Annotated in this window: 15 protein-coding genes and 4 pseudogenes; 15 read left to right on the forward strand and 4 right to left on the reverse strand. The window is 59.9% G+C overall.

What is annotated here, in order from left to right; genetic code table 11:
* Positions 1-88 precede the first annotated feature (88 nt).
* The 13 genes and pseudogenes from EXZ48_RS25755 to EXZ48_RS25815 all read left to right on the forward strand — a co-directional run bounded on the left by EXZ48_RS25755 (position 89) and on the right by EXZ48_RS25815 (position 12,879).
* Positions 89-775, forward strand: a complete 687-nt coding sequence (locus EXZ48_RS25755; protein ID WP_245462358.1) for a response regulator transcription factor — start codon at positions 89-91, stop codon at positions 773-775.
* A gap of 187 nt (positions 776-962) precedes the next feature.
* A complete protein-coding gene (locus EXZ48_RS25760; protein ID WP_207900497.1) occupies positions 963-2,114 on the forward strand; it encodes an FIST N-terminal domain-containing protein in 1,152 nt (383 codons plus the stop codon).
* Positions 2,111-4,300 (forward strand): PAS-domain containing protein, encoded by a 2,190-nt coding sequence (locus EXZ48_RS25765; protein ID WP_130519313.1) that lies wholly within the window; start codon positions 2,111-2,113, stop codon positions 4,298-4,300. The genes EXZ48_RS25760 and EXZ48_RS25765 overlap by 4 nt, the downstream gene beginning before the upstream one ends.
* Positions 4,301-4,374: 74 nt before the next feature.
* Positions 4,375-4,812, forward strand: a complete 438-nt coding sequence (locus EXZ48_RS25770) for a pseudoazurin (protein WP_130519314.1) — start codon at positions 4,375-4,377, stop codon at positions 4,810-4,812.
* A gap of 742 nt (positions 4,813-5,554) precedes the next feature.
* A complete protein-coding gene (gene repA / locus EXZ48_RS25775; protein WP_024270713.1) occupies positions 5,555-6,769 on the forward strand; it encodes a plasmid partitioning protein RepA in 1,215 nt (404 codons plus the stop codon).
* Positions 6,766-7,767: a plasmid partitioning protein RepB gene (gene repB / locus EXZ48_RS25780; protein WP_024270712.1), complete on the forward strand. Its 1,002-nt coding sequence runs from the start codon at positions 6,766-6,768 to the stop codon at positions 7,765-7,767. The genes repA and repB overlap by 4 nt, the downstream gene beginning before the upstream one ends.
* Positions 7,768-7,968: 201 nt before the next feature.
* Entirely contained in the window at positions 7,969-9,186 is a 1,218-nt protein-coding gene (repC, locus tag EXZ48_RS25785) for a plasmid replication protein RepC (RefSeq protein WP_037407691.1), read from the forward strand.
* A 150-nt stretch (positions 9,187-9,336) separates the two neighbouring features.
* The gene (locus tag EXZ48_RS25790; RefSeq protein ID WP_165909422.1) at positions 9,337-10,287 is read left to right on the forward strand and encodes an omptin family outer membrane protease; all 951 of its coding nucleotides are present in this window, start codon (positions 9,337-9,339) and stop codon (positions 10,285-10,287) included.
* A gap of 178 nt (positions 10,288-10,465) precedes the next feature.
* Entirely contained in the window at positions 10,466-11,029 is a 564-nt protein-coding gene (locus EXZ48_RS25795) for a hypothetical protein (RefSeq protein ID WP_024270710.1), read from the forward strand.
* A gap of 250 nt (positions 11,030-11,279) precedes the next feature.
* Positions 11,280-11,837: pseudogene (locus EXZ48_RS35960) on the forward strand (DUF1403 family protein).
* On the forward strand, positions 11,798-12,055 hold the full coding sequence (locus EXZ48_RS35965) for a DUF1403 family protein (RefSeq protein ID WP_371687679.1): 258 nt from the start codon (positions 11,798-11,800) through the stop codon (positions 12,053-12,055). Before EXZ48_RS35960 ends, EXZ48_RS35965 begins: the two are co-directional and overlap by 40 nt.
* Positions 11,988-12,189: pseudogene (locus EXZ48_RS35970) on the forward strand (DUF1403 family protein). Before EXZ48_RS35965 ends, EXZ48_RS35970 begins: the two are co-directional and overlap by 68 nt.
* A 34-nt stretch (positions 12,190-12,223) precedes the next feature.
* A pseudogene (locus tag EXZ48_RS25815) lies at positions 12,224-12,879 on the forward strand (SMC-Scp complex subunit ScpB).
* A gap of 33 nt (positions 12,880-12,912) precedes the next feature.
* Here the strand turns inward: EXZ48_RS25815 and EXZ48_RS25820 are convergent.
* On the reverse strand, positions 12,913-13,410 hold the full coding sequence (locus EXZ48_RS25820) for a hypothetical protein (RefSeq protein ID WP_024270708.1): 498 nt from the start codon (positions 13,408-13,410) through the stop codon (positions 12,913-12,915).
* Between EXZ48_RS25820 and EXZ48_RS25825 the strand changes: the two genes are divergently transcribed.
* Entirely contained in the window at positions 13,409-14,290 is an 882-nt protein-coding gene (locus EXZ48_RS25825) for a TetR/AcrR family transcriptional regulator (RefSeq protein ID WP_245462359.1), read from the forward strand. The two genes, EXZ48_RS25820 and EXZ48_RS25825, sit on opposite strands and share 2 nt — an antisense overlap.
* Positions 14,291-14,528: 238 nt before the next feature.
* Complete coding sequence (locus EXZ48_RS25830; RefSeq protein WP_130519322.1) at positions 14,529-15,290, forward strand: NYN domain-containing protein; 762 nt, start codon at positions 14,529-14,531, stop codon at positions 15,288-15,290.
* Positions 15,291-15,459: 169 nt separating this feature from the next.
* On the opposite strand, the gene EXZ48_RS25835 is transcribed toward EXZ48_RS25830, so the two are convergent.
* The 3 genes and pseudogenes from EXZ48_RS25835 to EXZ48_RS25845 form a co-directional block, all read right to left on the reverse strand.
* Positions 15,460-15,783, reverse strand: a complete 324-nt coding sequence (locus tag EXZ48_RS25835; protein WP_024270705.1) for a DNA-binding transcriptional regulator — start codon at positions 15,781-15,783, stop codon at positions 15,460-15,462.
* Entirely contained in the window at positions 15,773-16,132 is a 360-nt protein-coding gene (locus tag EXZ48_RS25840) for a type II toxin-antitoxin system RelE/ParE family toxin (RefSeq protein ID WP_024270704.1), read from the reverse strand. Before EXZ48_RS25840 ends, EXZ48_RS25835 begins: the two co-directional genes overlap by 11 nt.
* A 58-nt stretch (positions 16,133-16,190) precedes the next feature.
* Positions 16,191-16,832, reverse strand: a pseudogene (locus EXZ48_RS25845) (hypothetical protein); the annotation flags it as partial.
* Between the last annotated feature and the right edge of the window lie 76 nt (positions 16,833-16,908).

Below are 16,908 nucleotides of genomic sequence, written 5' to 3' on the forward strand. Positions count from 1 at the left end.
GGCTTTGTTGCTTTGGCGCTGGCCGAAAGGCCGATGAAGACGGACGAATTTGATGCTAAGCTACCGCCAGCCCTATCGGGAATTTCGCATGATACCAGTTCTAGTGCCGGAAAAACCTCTTCGCATGCTGCGGTCGGCGCTGATTGTCGACGATCATCCGTTGTTCTGCGATGCATTGTCGATGACGCTGACGGGACCGGTGGGCATTCCGGATGTCGAAGCCGTCGGCACGCTGGAAGCGGCGCTGACGCGGCTTGCCAGCGGGCCGTCGCCGGACGTTGTCGTGCTCGATCTCAACCTGCCCGACGTCAACGGCCTCGATGGCGTGGTGCGCCTGCGCCAGGCAGCGCCGAAGACGCCGATCGTCGTCGTCTCGTCGCTCGATGAGGTTCGTATCGTGCGGGCGGCCCTGAAGGCCGGCATCAATGCCTTCGTGCCAAAACATGCTTCGCGCGAAGAATTCCGCGAAGCCTTCGCCGTCATCGCACGCGGGGAGATCCACGCAAGCCGTCTGGCACTGGAAGGATCCGTACCGAGCCCCTCGGAAGAGGCGGTCAAGCGGCTTGCATTGCTGACGCGCCAGCAGGCCCGCATCCTGCAGCTTGTCTGTGCTGGCCGCATGAACAAGCAGATCGCCTACGAGCTTTCCATCGCCGAGACGACGGTGAAAGCGCATGTCACCGCCATTATGCGCAAGCTCGGTGTGCAGACACGCATGCAGGCGGTGCTGTTCGCGCAGGAAGCAAGCTTTGCAATCATGGTTACTGACACCTGAAGGTGATTTTGGAAGGCCAGTGCGGGACTTCGGGCATGGCGGTGCGTGAACGTGTCGATCGGCCAATTCGTCGGGATTTTCTGGCGGATACTAAGACCATCGGCTAACGGCTTCATTCCCCGCTGGCGCGGCCCCGCGGCGGATGCTTAAGATAGAGACGGGGGAACGGCGGAGGAGGCCATCGCCCGTGGATGAACACTTCGTTACCCGTGCGCTCGTATCGGCGCATGAGAGCTGTCCGGTTGCGCGCCTGGCTGCGGGTCTTGGCCCCGGCCCGTTTGCGCTTGTCCTGCTCTTTGTTTCACCCGAAGCCGATGTCGCGGCCGTCGTTTCGGAGAGCTCCAGAGCTTGGCCGGGTGCCAGGATCGCCGGCTGCACCACGGCCGGAGAAATTTCCGGGGCGGGCTATGAGGAGGAGAGCATTGTCGCAGTCGGGTTTCGTGCAAATCATTTCGCTGCCGAAACATTTTTGATCCAGAACCTCTCCACGCTTGCCGCCGACACGCTGTCCAATACTCTGCTACACATCCGCCAGACCCTTGCCCGCGATCACGGCCATTTGGCGCAAGAGTTCGCCCTCCTCCTCGTCGACGGGCTTTCAGCGCGCGAAGACGAACTCGCCTCCGCACTCGCCGCCGCTACGGGTGCGATGCCTTTGATCGGCGGTTCGGCGGGAGACGGCGTCCATTTCCGGGAAACGCTCGTCTTTGAGGGCGAGCGGCTTCTCCCCAATGCTGCGGTCATCTCGGTGATCCGTGGCGACTGTCCGTTGCGCCCGTTCAAGATGGATCACATCAAGCCGACGGAGCGACGGATGGTCGTAACCGAGGCAAATCCCGCAGCCCGCATCGTGCGGTGTATCAATGGCGAGCCGGCGGTACGGGAATATGCCCGCCTGATCGGCATGGAGCCGGAGAGCGTCAACACCCTCACCTTCGCCATTCATCCGCTGACCGTGCGGATGGGAGACCGTCACCACGTCCGCGCCATTCAGCGGGTACTGCCATCCGGCGAGCTGCTGTTCTTCTCAGCGATCGACGAGGGCATGGTGCTTACCATCGCCGAGCCGCACGATCTGGTAGGGCATCTTTCAACAGAGCTGCAGGCGTTGAAGGATCCGGCCGATCCCGTCGCAGTTCTCGCCTTCGACTGCATTCTGCGGCGCATCGAGGCACAGGAGCGGCAGATGACAGGTCCTGTCTCCGAACTTCTGCGCCAGCACGGCGTCATTGGCTTTTCCACCTACGGTGAGCAGATCGGCCCCATGCACATAAACCATACGATGACCGGCTTCGCCTTCTACCCACCCGGCACCGTCGTTTCGGAAGGTGGCTCATGAGCACCCGGATTTCCGACGGCCTGTTTGATCCGGCCGATGGCGATAGCCGCAACCTCGAGAAAATGCTTGTCATCGCTGACGCGCTGATGCGCCATGTCGAGCAGAATACCGGCGACCGTGGCGCCGCCTTCGAGCAGTTCCGGCGTGCGGCCATGCTCGAAGAAAGGGTTCGTCAACGTACGCGGGATCTCGAAGCGACGCTGAAACTGCTCAACGAGGCCAACAGCGCCACGGAGCGCGCGCGCCGTGACCTGTCCCAGGCGATCGAGGCCATCGAGGAAGGGTTTGCGCTCTTCGATCCGGCTGAAGTGCTCGTGCTCTGCAATTCCCGCTTCTGTCGGGACCTCGTGGACATTCACGAGAAACTTGCTCCCGGCATTACCTTTGCCGACTATGTGGAAACCGCCAGCCGCTCCACGTACCTCGCCCTCCCCCGCGGCGTGACCCCCAAATCCTGGGTAGCCGAGCGCATGCGCCTGCACCGGGCACGGCAGGTCTTCAATGTCGGGCTTAGTGGTGACCGCTGGCTTCAGGTCAGCGAGCAACGAACAGCCGATGGCGGCACTGTCATTCTCCAGACCGACATTACTGACCTGATCCGCATGGAGCGCTCCGAACGTGGCAAGCTGCTCGATGACCAGGCCCGTATGATCCGGGCCACGCTGGAGCACATAAATCAGGGCGTCGGCATTTTCGACGCCAACCGCCGACTGGTGGGATGGAACAGCCGGGTCGCGCAGCTGTTCGACATTCCGCCACGCCTCCTACGGCGAGGAATACCCTTCGAGCTGCTGGCAGACTACATCGCCGACGCCATCACCCTTGGCGATGGTTTTTCCGGTGACACCTTGCGTCAGTGGATCGATGGCCGGCTACCGCGCGGGCCTCTATCCTTTGAGATCACTCATGCCTCCGGCATCATCCTCGATGTCTTCGCGCAGGAAGTGCCGGGGCGCGGCTTTGTCATGTCCTTTGCCGATGTCACGCGCGAGCGGCTCGCCATCCACGCCATGATCCGCGCCAACAACTCGTTGGAAGCGCGCGTGGCAGCACGCACCGGCGACCTTGCGGCCGCCCTAGCCGAAGCCGAGCGTGCCAACTCAGCCCGCGTGCGCTTCGTCGCCGCGGCAAGCCATGACCTCCTGCAGCCGCTTTCCGCCGCGAAGCTTTTCGTTGCCGCCGCAAGGGATGACGCGGAAGCGACCCCGATGCGTGGGACACTCGAAAAAGCGCACAACGCCCTCGTCAGCGTAGAGGGTATTCTCGGCGCCCTGCTCGATATCTCCCGGCTGGAGGCTGGCGGGACGGCGGTCGATATAGGGCCGGTTCCCCTCTCCCTGCTTCTTCGGCAGCTTACAGACGAATTCGCCCCGATCGCGGCCCGCAAGGGACTGAGGCTCGATATCCTGCCTTGTGGCCTTACGGTTTCGAGCGACCCGACGTATCTACGCCGCATCCTGCAGAATCTGATCAGCAATGCGATACGGTACACCGCGAGCGGCCGCATCCTCGTTGGCCCGCGTCGTGTGAACGGTCATGTGCGTGTCGAGGTCCACGATACGGGACCGGGCATCGCGGCGGACCAGCAGCAGGCGATCTTTCGTGAATTCCACAGGGTTCAGGGATCAGCCTCAGCCTCCGAAGGCATGGGGCTTGGCCTCGCCATCGTGGAGAGGGCTTGCGCTCTTCTCGGCCACCGCCTTGATCTGCGCTCCACACCCGGTCGCGGCACCTGTTTTTCCGTCGACCTCGCCCGCATGGCATCCCGGGCTAACCCCATCTACCGCGAAGCAACGCCTGTCATACCGGAAGAACCCGGCGACAACAGCGACCGGATCGCACTTCTCGTCGAAAACGATGTGGGTTTGCGCAGGGCCATTGCCTTGCTCCTGGAACGGCGCGGTGTCAGCGTGCTGGAGGCGGCCAGTGGCGAGGAGGCGCTTTCGCTGCTCGACGAAATCGGCATCGTGCCCGACCTCTACCTCATCGACCAGCAACTCGATGGCGCGCTTACCGGCATCGAGACGGTAGAGGCTTTGCACGCCCAACATGGTGCGCGCCCTACCCGCATCCTGACGGCCGATCGCAAGCCGCAAACGCGGCTGGCAGCAGAAGCTGCCGGCATCGAGATCATGTACAAGCCGATTGCTGCCGATGCGCTGGAAGCCTTCGTGCTTGCCGGCTGATCCGGCACCAAGGTCGCATTGCGACACTACTCACACCATGGGACATCCCTCCATCCGATCTGGAGGAGGATGTAATGACGAGACTTTTGGCCATGACGGCCCTGATGGTTCTTGCAGGCGGCGCAGCCCAAGCCGCAGAGCATGCAGTCAAGATGCTGAACAAGGGCGAAAGTGGCGCCATGGTTTTCGAGCCCGCCGCCATCGCTGCAGAGCCAGGCGACACGGTTCGCTTCATCCCCTCCGACAAGAGCCACAATGTCGAAGGTATCAAAGGCATGCTTCCCGAAGACGTCAAACCCTTCAGGAGCAAAGTCAACGAAGAGTATGTACTGACGGTCGCCGAGCCCGGCTACTACGGCATCAAGTGCTCGCCGCACTACAGCATGGGCATGGTCGCCCTCATTCGCGTGGGCGACGGATCCGCCAATCTCGACACCGCAAAATCGGTCAAGCTTCCCGCGAAGGCCGGCGAACGAATGAAGGTCGCCTTTGAGACGCTGGCGGCGCAGTAGTCCGCGAAAAGCTGGGCCACAAGCCGGCTCTTGGAGCCGACGATCGCCGGCATTCTCAAATGCGCCATAGCCTAACTCCACCGGACCGCCCTCGGGGAATGATCTCGAGGCGGCTGGTCGGCGCGTTTGAATGTGCAAGGACCACATCTCCTGCCGCCAAGCGCCGGATCCATTCCATGGCGCGTCGCCGCACGCATCGGGCGCGCTATCGACTGAAGGAAATGCCCCGCATATTCGTGGGGCGCGACCTCCCGCAGGGCTCCACCTAGGCTACCACCCCTGGCGGAGGCGCGACAGAATGCGTTGAGCTACGGTTGCCTGGCCCCTATAGCCAGCGCACCCACTCGGATCTCACTCCATCAATCCGGGTCAGGCGACGGAGCGGGCATCCCTTCCCGCACGCTCTGCGCGGCGCTCCTCTAGCGACCGACAGCAGCACTCGAACGGCCAATAAGCCGCCACCAACCGACCACCCGCACTGACACGGTCGATGAAATACACCACGCATCATTTCTCCGTCGCAGCCTTCGCATTCCCGACGCCGGCGGCGATCAGGCAAATTGGAACTTTACAATTGTAAAGTCCTCTGCCCGGCACGGCGGACTTTACAACTGTAAAGCTTGAGCTCCGAGCCGGAACACTAACGTCTCGTTAAGGAAAAACGCCTTGTAGAATCGGCAAGTCTCTGCCTATCGTGACGGAAATGGGTCCGCACAGCGCCCACAACCGTCAAGAGGATTGAATGCTTCACTCGGCTTCTCACAACGTCAGAGATACCGCATCGAAGATCGAGGGCTACACAGCAAAGCTTTCGGCCGAACTGCATGATATGCGCGAGACCGCCTATTTTCCAACGGCAAGAAAGACCTTCGCGCGGACATTCTCAACCACCGACCTCGCTCGCCTTCTCAAAGTTCCGGAGAGCACTCTCCGACAGCTGACGATCGAAGGAAAGGGGCCCCAGCCGGAAAGAGCCGAAAACAACAGGCGGACCTACACCGTGGAACAGGTGAAGGAGCTCCGCACGTTTCTCGCCGCACTTCGTCCGGATGAGGCCAAGGAGCTTCTTCCCCAGCGGCGCAACGGGGAAAAGCTGCAAGTCATCGCCACTGCGAATTTCAAGGGCGGCAGCTCGAAGACCACCACGTCGATCCACTTGGCGCACTTCCTGGGTCTTCAGGGCTATCGGGTCCTATGCATCGATCTGGACCCCCAGGCATCGATGACCGCACTCTTCGGTATCCAGCCCGAATTTGATCTGGGTGAAAACGAAACGGCCTACGCCGCCATTCGATATGACAACGAGCGCCGTTCGCTGGCCGATGTCATCCGCCCGACCTATTTCCCGGGTGTCGATCTCGTCCCGGGCAACCTCGAGCTCATGGATTTTGAGTTTGACACACCGTCCTACCTGACCTCGCGGAACCGTGATGATCTTGGCCTCTTTTTCGAGCGCATGAGCAATGCCCTCTCGCATGTCGAAAATCGCTACGACATCGTCATTCTCGATACGCCGCCATCATTGGGCTATTCAACGCTTGCGGCCCTCTATGCAGCCACCTCACTGATCATCACCGTTCATCCTGCCATGCTCGATGTGGCGTCCTGCAACCAGTTCCTCATCATGATCTCCGATCTCTCCGAAGTTCTCGGGCAGTTCGGTGCACGGTTCGAGCATGACTTCTTCCGCTTCCTGCTGACCCGTGTGAACCCCAACGACGGGCCACAGAAATACATGTCCGGCGTGATGCGCAGGCTGTTCGGGGACGACGTGCTTGTCGCCGAAGCATTGGAATCGACCGCAATCGCCGGCGCGGCAGTTGCCAAGAAAACACTGTACGAACTCGAGGCGGGGGAGGTGGGTCGCGAGGCGCTCAAGCGCGCCATCGAGAGCGCTGACCGCGTGAACTTTGAAATCCTCGGTCTGGTCCAAAAGGTATGGGGGCGTAGCGCATGAAGAAGAGCATTCTTCAACGAATGACCGATGCCGAAAACCGCGGAGATGCGGTACCGGCGTCGGACGCGCAGGAGAAGATGTTGCCATCCCGCCGACATTCGTCGCCCGTCATTTCCAATGTCGGCCGGGTCCTCACCCAATTGACCGAGGACAGCATCATCTCGCTCGACCCCGACAAGGTTGAGCGGTCCCCGTTCAAGGATCGCTTCGACAATGACGAGGAGGCCGATCAGGCGCTTGAGGCTCTCAAGATATCGATCGCCAGCGAAGGTCAGAAGATACCGGTTCTTGTCCGGCCACATCCGACAAAGCCCGGCCAGTATCAGCTGGCCTACGGATATCGTCGATGGGCGGCAATCAAAGCGATCATGGGAGATGCCGAACGACCGGAGACGATCAAGATAAAGGCCTATGTGCGTGATCTGACCGATCGCCAGCTGATCGAGGAACAGTCCCTCGAAAATGGCGTGCGCGAGAACCTCACCTGGATCGAACAGGCGATGTGGGCCGTCCAGCTGAAAGGCGCCGGTCTCTCGCATCGAGCGATATGCCCAATCTTGGGTCTTTCCGAAGCGGCTGTATCCCATCTCTTCCGGGTTACAGCCGTTGTACCGGACGATGTCATCCTTGCAATCGGCAGGGCAAGGGGTGTTGGCCGTCCAAAATGGACGGCGTTTGCGGAGCTTCTGAAGGAACCGGGACGGCTTGAAGCCGTACGGAAGGTGGTTCGGGCTCCCGAGTTCCGCAAGGCGGACAACCTAGAGCGAATTGCCCAGGCGATGCGTGCTGCAAGCAGCATGCCGGTGACGCCTGATGTGGTGGAAGCGGACGAAACGATCGATTTCACCCTTGGCGCACGGGTTTTTGGCCGGATGAAGAATGCAGCGTCGGGAATGACGCTCACGATCCCCAAAAAGGAGAAGGCATTTGCGCATTGGTTGGCCAAACGAATGCCGGCGCTGATGCATGAATACGGAGAATTTTCCGACCCTTCGTAAGAGGGCGCGGAAGGAGCAACCAGACCAAAACGGTCGAAAAGGAGAGACCAGCACAAAAGGAAAAGGCCCCCAAACGTTGCCGTCGTGGAAGCCCTCCTCAGTAGTAGCATCCTGAGAATCGCATTTCCACGAATCACAGTCAAGAGTTTTTGGCGCCGTTTTGGCGAGCGGTTTCCTTTTGCCTGTAGAAAGGTGAAGGAAATGCAGAGTGGACATGTGACGACGCCTTTCGGGCGGCGGTCGATGACGCTTGCCCTGGTGAAAAACCAGCTTGCGACAGCCGAATGCAGCCCCAACAAGACGGCTGATAAGTGGAAAATCTTCCGGGACGTCTGCGAGGCGAAGGATATCTTCGACCTCCAAGACCGGTCGCTAGCCGTGCTCCATGCATTGCTCAGCTTCTATCCGGGTTCTACCCTCTCCAATGAGGGAAGCGGACTGGTGGTGTTCCCATCAAACGCCCAGCTATCCATCCGTGCCCATGGAATCGCGGGGACGACGCTGCGCAGGCATCTTTCCGCGCTCGTTAATGCCGGCTTGATCGAGCGCCGGGACAGCCCAAATGGCAAACGCTACGCCCACAGGGGCAGAGGAGGGGAGATCGAAGCCGCGTTCGGTTTCAGCCTTGCGCCCCTGCTCGCGCGCACCGCCGAGCTCGCTGCCTATGCTCAACGGGTCGCCGCAGAACGTCTCCGGTTCAAGCGCACCAGGGAGGCGCTGACGCTTTGCCGGCGCGACATCCGCAAGCTCATATCGGCTGCCATGGAGGAGGGGGCCGATGGCGATTGGGCCACAATGGAGAACATCTTCCTCGGGCTCGTAGCAAGCCTTCCACGCTCGCCTCGCCATGAACAGATCCAAGCCGTTCTCGACAAGATGGAAAAACTTCGCGAGGAAATCGTCAACCGGTTGGAAATACAGCTAAATGTAGGAAATATAGACGCCAATGATATCCATAATGGATGCCACATACAGAATTCAGATCCTGACTCTACTCATGAACTTGAACCACGCTTTGGAAAAGAGCTGGACGAAATCACAGCGCGCAAACCGCAACGGTCTGCCGAGCCGTTGAGGACGTTTCCTTTGGCATTGGTGCTAAAGGCCTGCCCCCAACTGGCCAACTACACCCCGACCGGCCAGATAGCCCATTGGCGGGATCTGATGGCGGCAGCAGTCGTCGTTCGCTCCATGCTGGGCGTCAGCCCATCTGCCTATCAAGCGGCATGTCAGGTGATGGGGGCGGAAAATGCAGCTATCGCCATGGCCTGTATCCTTGAGCGAGCAGAGCACATCAACTCTGCCGGGGGTTATCTTCGAGACTTGACGAAAAAGGCGGCACGCGGCGAGTTCGGTCTTGGCCCAATGGTCATGGCGGCGCTCAAGGCAAATACCGCCGATGAAAGGCTGAGAGCATGACAAGTATCGCCTCTGTTCGAGAGGGTGGCGCCGAAAATCCTGTGCAAATCTGCAACGCTGCTTCGTCTTCTTGAGGTTCGTGAGACGAAGTCGTTGAGAAAGAGTTCGTCTGTCGCCAGTAGTAGACCGGCCATGCCGGAGGGATCGTTGATGAAAATTCAAACACTTCAATACGCCTTGATTGCCCTGGTGTTCGGCATATCCAGTGCACGAGCCAACGATCTGATCGCCCGCGCTACAGACGGAACCTTCTGGCTGTCCGGGAGTGTCGGCCTCATGTCGATCGAAGCGCGTGAATATGTCTATCTCGGGAACGACAAGGCCAGCCAGCTGGACTGGGATACGGACGGAGTGGTGGTCTATACGGCAGCTGCCGGGGCTGAACTTGAGGGAAATTGGCACGTCAAGGGGAGGGTAGACCTTGGTTTTGGCGGTGACGGCCACATGGTCGACTACGACTGGGTCCCGGGCTTTGCCATTGACCAGAGCATGAACGGTTGGAGTGATCGTTCCGTTCACCCTGATACCCGTCTCGACTACTATTTCAGCGGTACGCTCGAAATCGGCCGGGATATCTTCGCGGATGAAAGCACCAATGTCAGCCTTGGCGGCGGTTTCAAGTATACCGAGGTCCGCTGGGAAGCCTTTGGCGGTTCGTATATCTACAGCGACGGTGGTCTGCGCAACGACATTGGCGACCTTCCCGCAGGCGTAAACGCCATTTCCTACAAACAAGAAATCCCGACAGTCTTTGTCGGAATCGACGGTTCAACACGCTTCGACCGTCTGACCCTTGCGGGTAGTATCAAGGGTGGCCTGACGACAGGCATCAACGATCAGGATGATCACTGGCTGACCGGGACCCGATTCTTCGGTGATATGAAGGTGGCGCCGGTCCTGATGCTCAATGTCGCAGTCGATTATCAGCTCACGGATACGGCGTCCTTCTATATCGCTGGCAATTTCGAGAACTTTTTTCGCAGGAAGGGGGACTTGAATTCGACGGAAACAGCGAGCGGAACCGCAACCCTCTACAGGAATGCCGCCGGTGCCTCGTTGAGAACCATGTCGTTCCAGATGGGGCTTCGCGCCCGCTTCTAGAGTGGCCGAGCGGAGGCCAGTTCAACGGAATTGCCTTGCTCTCGTAAGGAGCACCTGGAGGAGGGGCTTCTTTGTCAGGTAGCAAGACAAGCATACGGCCCAGCAGCATGGCAAAACTGTTTCAGAATGCCCTTAGAGGGCGCCAACACGACTTTTCCAGGCCACCGGGGAACATTGAATGAGCGACGCTTTCGGTTTCATGTTCGGTTTCTACGGACTGTTGCTCGGCTTTGCGGTCGCCGAAGTGGTATCAGGCTTCTCGCGGGCCTATGACGAACGCCACACCCGCAAGCTTGGTTTCGTTGCTCCCTTGTTCGGGATCCTTCTTCTCGTCGATCTGATTACGTTCTGGATGAATGCCTGGGCATACCGTCAGCTCCCTGAAATCAGCTATCCGGTAGCGTTCGCCGTAACTCTCGTCGCACTGCTTTACTACTTTGCTGCCACGCAGGTTTTCCCGAAGGCCACGGAGACGGACACGCTTGATGCCCATATCATGGCGCACCGACGGGAGGTCGCCTTCTGCGTCCTGGCGAGCAACCTGCTAACCCAGATCCCGCCCGCCACCTTGGCCTTCACGACGCCGTGGCCCCCGGTGGATATCGCCCTCTGGGCCAGCCTGAACCTGACCTATTATACGCTGCTTTGCACGGCCGCCCTGGCGAGAAGCAAGACGGTCGTCGGATGCGCGCTCGGCACCGCAATAGCCTTCGTCCTTGGCGCAACGGCGATCTTTGCATGAGCCGCACTCGGCTCTCGGCTTGAGAAATACTTCTTTCTCCGGTCAGCCGATTAACGTTATATGGGCGAGCCGATGTTTAACATCGGCAGCTGCGAGGGAAGCTTCAACACCGATTTTGCCGTATCTGCCTTAAATTTGATAGAATGACCGATAAGGCAATCTTATCCGCCATTTTAACGAGAATGGCAGGCCGTGCGATTATTATATGAATCTATAGCATAAACCGCACACTCACTATAGGATGGCGGCCATGGATTCGCCCGTCACCCCTCTCGTCGCCTCGCCGGTACTCCCGGCCGGCTTGCCCGGCTGGGCCCTGCCGCGCGGCCGCGAGCCGGACGATCTTGTCCGCTCCGCACCCATCTGGTGCCGGCTGCTGGCGCGCGTGCCAGCCCTCAAATGTGCTGCCGTCGCCGTCCGACTGATGGGCCGCAGCGAGGACGAGGTAGCACTGCGCGACGCCGTTCTTCTGACGGCCGCGGGCGGCGATCCCAGCCTGGCTGGAAAGGTGTTTTTGGCGACCAAAAGGCTTTCCACCTGAAAACCCGCCTTCTCGTCGAAAGCGGTGGCCGAGCTTGCCGATCTGTTGGGGCTGGCCTTGGACGATTGGATGGCGACGGCGGTCGACCATGCCAATGATGTACTGCAGTCCGGCCGCTCGGAGCCGCTGGCTGCGGCGGACCTGGTCACGTCCATCCAGGCGGCGCGCCCGGACGCCGAATCGCTCGCCTGGATGCTGGGCGACCTGCTGATCGCCGCGCAGCTGAAATGGGATTATGCCGTGCCGCTGCTGATGGCGGAACGCTAAGGGCCGGCCTTCAAGACGCTTGTGGCAGGGGCCGTGTGCGCCCTGGCGAGCCAGCCTTTGCCCGCGCTGTCTGCCTTGCCCTCATCGAGGGAAGGGGCGCGGCCCTGCGCACCGCCGGCGAGATCGCGCGCCGCGCCGAGACGCTGCGCGCTGCGCGCTGCGGTGCCAAAGGTTCGGACGAAAGGCGCCGGCGCTGTCATCCAGGCCCTGCTAAATGAGGATGCGGTGGCTGCCTCGGCGCCCGGCACCTCTCTCTCGCTGGGCAGCGATCCGGCTGTTCGACCGGCTGGAGGCATTTGATGCGGTACGCGAGTTGTCCGGCCGCAGCGCCTTTCGGATCTATGGATTGTGACGATGGCGGAACCGGATGCCCCGGCAAAACACGGATGTCTCGGACGATGGACGCAAGCGAACGCTTGTTGGATCGGGAGCTGGGGGATCTGCCGCCGGAGCTGCGCTGGCGCGGATGGATGCTGCGGGTCGACGTCGTAATCTTTGCCTCGGCCGAGCCGGTCAGCCGCGAGACGCTCGCGCGCGTCGTCGGTAGGGATTGCAGTATCGACCTCTTGATCGACGACCCGCAGAAAGAACTTCGTTCCCGCCTCTACGAGATCGTCGCCGTCGCCGGCGGCTGGCAGCACCGAAGCCGTTCGGCTTTCGCATCCGCGATCCGGGCGTCAAAGGCCCCGACACGGGGAGGGGCACCTGCGGTGCCCGAATTCGAGGCCATGATCCTGATGGTCATCGCCTACTTCCAACCGATCACCCGCAGCGACCTGTCAAAGACCTTCGGCAAGGAGATCAGCCGAGACACGACCGCCACCCTGCGCAACGCCAACTTCCTCGCCTCCGGCCCGCGCAGCCCGACGCCGGGGCGCCGTATACCTAGGTCACGACAAAGCAGTTCCTTTCGGCCTTCGGCCTGCAGACGCTGCGTGATCTGCCGGATATCGATGCGTTGCAGGATGCGGGGCTGCTCAGCCGGCAGGCGGTTCAGAAAGAGCAACTCTTGGCCGATGTGGATGGTGAGGAGGCGGAGTAAACCTGGCCAGGCTCGGGGTTAAACTACGACGGTTCAAGCCAACGTTCGCGCCGTTCGCCTCAGGACGTGGGCGGCGATCCGGACAACAATCGCGGCGGCAAGCAGCGCCATGTAGGGCCAGTACATTTCCGGGGTCATCACGGCGCGGCGGCCGAAATTGATGACGAAAGACAGCAGAAGAAACCAGATACCACCACTGTGGATGATACCGCGAATCCTAGCCCCAACGATTTCCGAGACGCGGTCGAACGACGTCAAGGTCATCAAGATGATGACGAAATAGGCCGTTCCGCCAGCAACAAAGGCCGCCGGTGCGGTCAACTCGTCGAACAGAACCGGATTGAACTGCGAGAGCGCCACGATCGCAACTGCATGCAGCAGGTGCGAAAAGGCAAACGCCAGTCCAAAGCTCCGCCTGTTCGCCTTTATCCAGCGCGTTGCTGCTGACGGCCAGAGAAAATCCAGACTTGAGGCGCAAAAGGCCAACAGGAACAGCAATAGCGATGTGCGAGCCGTCAAGCGGATCGCCATGCGTGCTGCCTCGGTCGGATCTGTAGCGAATGCCGTCACGCTAAAGCAGGCTACAGCGACTGCGGCGCATAGCCAGCCCGTCACCGCCCAGCTTTCGAGAGATCGGGTAGATCGGTTTCTCAGGGTTTGCTGCGTGATTTCCCTCCAATGTAAGCGGTGTTTACATGCATCTTGGGAAAACTGTCAAGTGAATGTTTACGCCGCTTACATCGAAGCGCGGGAGCCGCTATCAAAGGCGATGGCAAAATCATCGACATCACGCACGCCTTATCATCACGGCAACCTCGTCGAGGAGCTTGTCACCGCTACGATCGCCCTGATCGAGGAGAAGGGGGTCGATGCCGTTTCGGTGCGCGAGGCAGCCAAGCGGGCCGGGGTCTCTCCGGCTGCACCCTTCCGTCATTTCGCCAATAAGACGGCCTTGATGACGGCCGTGGCCGAACAGGCGATGGGGCGGCTCACCGAGCGAGTGCAGGCCGAACTCACATCGACTGGTGACGCCGATCCGGTGGAAGCGCTTCGCGCCATCGCACGTGGCTATCTCGGCTGGGCGCTCGCCAATCCGACGCACTTCAACGTGATCGCCTCGCGCACGCTGATCGACTTTCACGGCTCGCTCAAGCTGACAGGCGAAACAGAGGCGATCCGGCTGATCATGCTCGACCTGATCGCCCGCGGACAGGCAGATGGACAGATTGCATCGGCGATCGCCCCGGACGCGCTGATGCTCTCAGCGCGCGCCTTCATCTACGGTCTGTGCCGCATGTGGATCGATGGTCATTTTACCGAATGGCGCGTCGAGAAGCCGGCCCAGGATGCAATGTCAGAGGCGGTAGACCTGTTCATCGACATGATTGGTAGTCGCCAAGCCACGCCTTGACGGTCATTGTCGGGTTTGAGAGAGGCTGGATAGTGAACGTCAAGTTGTTGAATTCCGTCTTGGAGCTCCGTAAACCTATGGAGGAAGAAGCCGGGTAGAATGCTAGCATTTAGGCATTGCAAAAAGCGTATTTGGGCATGTTGTGCTCGAACTCGACGAAGGTACCAAGGGCCGGTAGGTCGCAATTGAGATACCTACTGTATCCTCGGGTCCAGGACAGTCTGATGAGGGATGACACATGCCATCGGAGCCTCGCTCACCCCGCTTAGCCGTTCTCATTGATGCCGATAACGCGTCGGCGAAGATCGCGGATGGTCTTTTTGAGGAAATCGCGAGGATAGGTGAAGCGAGTGTTCGTCGCATCTACGGTGACTTCTCCAGCGTTCGATCCAAGGGATGGGCTGATGTGCTTTCGAAGCACGCTATCATCCCTCAGCAACAGTTTGCCTATACGACGGGCAAAAACGCATCCGATATCACGCTTGTGATCGATGCCATGGATCTGCTCCACAGCGGACGTTTCGATGGTTTCTGCCTGGTGTCGTCCGATAGCGATTTTACGAGACTTGCTGCCCGAATCCGCGAGCAGGGCATCGATGTGTTCGGGTTTGGCGAACAGAAGACGCCCGAGAGTTTCCGTCAGGCATGCCGACGGTTCGTCTACACAGAAAATCTGTTGCCCGGCGCGCCCGGTAACGCGCCGGAAACAACACTCAATGCAATACCGCTGCAGCCGCCATCAGCCGCTATTCCCATTATCCGGACAGTCATCATGCAGATAGAGAGCGAAGATGGCTGGGTTCCGCTCGGCGCCATCGGTGCAAACCTTGCGAATATTGCCTCCGACTTTGACCCGCGCACCTATGGTTTCCGCAAACTGAGTGATCTCGTGCGAAAAACGAACGCCTTCGATATCGACCATCCTCAAGGTGGTGTGCTCAAAATCCGCATCAAACCGCAGCCCAGCAAGAAACCGAATGCGGCTGCGTCGACGAGTTGACTTGGTTTAATCGCGCGAACACGGCAGCTTTGTGCGTCTCGTTCACGCACGCTCTGGTGGCCAAGGCGCTTTGTCATCTGGAAGCCCAGGAAACTCGAATGATGCGGACGGTATAGGTCTATTCGGACTTTCTCAACGTTCGAATGCTACCCATGCAGGGGAGATCGGGTTACGCGAGCATCTGCAGCCCGTGCTTTTGCACGAGCGACAGGAGCTTGAGCGCTGGCCCGCTTGGGCGCTTGGCACCGGTTTCCCACTTTTGAACCGTCGACTGGCTCGTGTTCAGATAACGGGCAAAGACCGGCTGGCTGACATGGTTGTCCTCGCGGAGCGCCTTGATCTCGCCAGGTGACAGTTCCTGCGGGATCACAAGGCAATCCTCATCGAAGGTCCGCATCGTTTCCTTGTCGATAGTCCCAGCCGCAAGCATGCCTTCGACAGCGCTATGGATTGCCTCGAACGCATCGCTCTTGAACTTGCGTTTAGTCGCCATGATCAATCTCCAGTAAGGCGCCAATCTCGAGTTCCGCTTCGAGGTCGGCTTTCGACTTGGCACGGTAGAGGTCTGCGAGTTTCCGGAACGCTAGAAGCTCGTCGTCGTCGATGTTCGCCCGATCCTTCTTGGCGAAGAGATAGGCGAACACCCAGAACTCCCCGGCCTTCGCCAGAACAATTGAACGATGCATGTTGTCGTTGAGGCGCTTCTTGAAGACGCCACCGCCAAGATCGTCGGCCTGTCCAAGGGCAACCTGATCGATTGCCTTCGACAAAGCCTTGTCGGAGATGCGCGCTTTCTTTGCCGCCTTGGCAAACCACGCTGTTTTGAACACTCGTTCTGACATCGGTCTATATAGCACTAGGTGCTACATCCATCAAGATTTTAATAGGAGATCTATGCCGCCTCCCATAGCGGTCCTCATCCGGCATGCGGTTCAAGATCTCGTCGGTGATCTTGCGATATTCCGCCAGCGGACTGTCGGCCTCCAGAACACAGATGATCGGTTCGAAGGGGTCGCGATGCACACGCATCACCCGCTGGATCTCCTTCGAGCGGTTGGCGGCATGCCGATGAAACGCATTGCAGGCGCCATGCCAATCGCGAGCAGCAAACTCGATCTCCTCCGGTGCAATGAGCCCTTCGATCGGTCGCACATTCTTCAAGAGCTCGGGATGCTGGCGGATCCAGCCAACCTCGGAGCGGGTGAGGGCCTGGGCGACCATCAGCATGTCTTCTTCCCATTTGGTGTAGAAGCCACGACGCTGCTCTCGCCATTGCAGATATCAGTCCCAGACGCCGGGGAAGATTAGAAGGCCGAAAGTCAATTGGCTAAGCGGCACGCCGCGGCCTTTGACGACGCCGGCGGGGGAGGCGGCCAGTGCGCCGAACATCAGGCCGAGATGCTCGATCTTCTGCGAGGCGGTTTCCTCGCCCCAGACCCCGTTCCGCTGGAAACCGATCGCCGTCAGTGTCGAGGTCTTGAACCGGATCAAGTCGGCCATTTCCATTGCGAGCCGTGGTGGCGCATCGACGACGCCGGACAGGTGTCAACGGCGGAGTAAAAACCGGCCACGGGGCGGAGCAAAAGTCGGCCACTGCGGCGCCGGCCTGAGACCGCCG

Source organism: Shinella sp. JR1-6 (assembly GCF_004284735.1).
Lineage (GTDB): Bacteria > Pseudomonadota > Alphaproteobacteria > Rhizobiales > Rhizobiaceae > Shinella.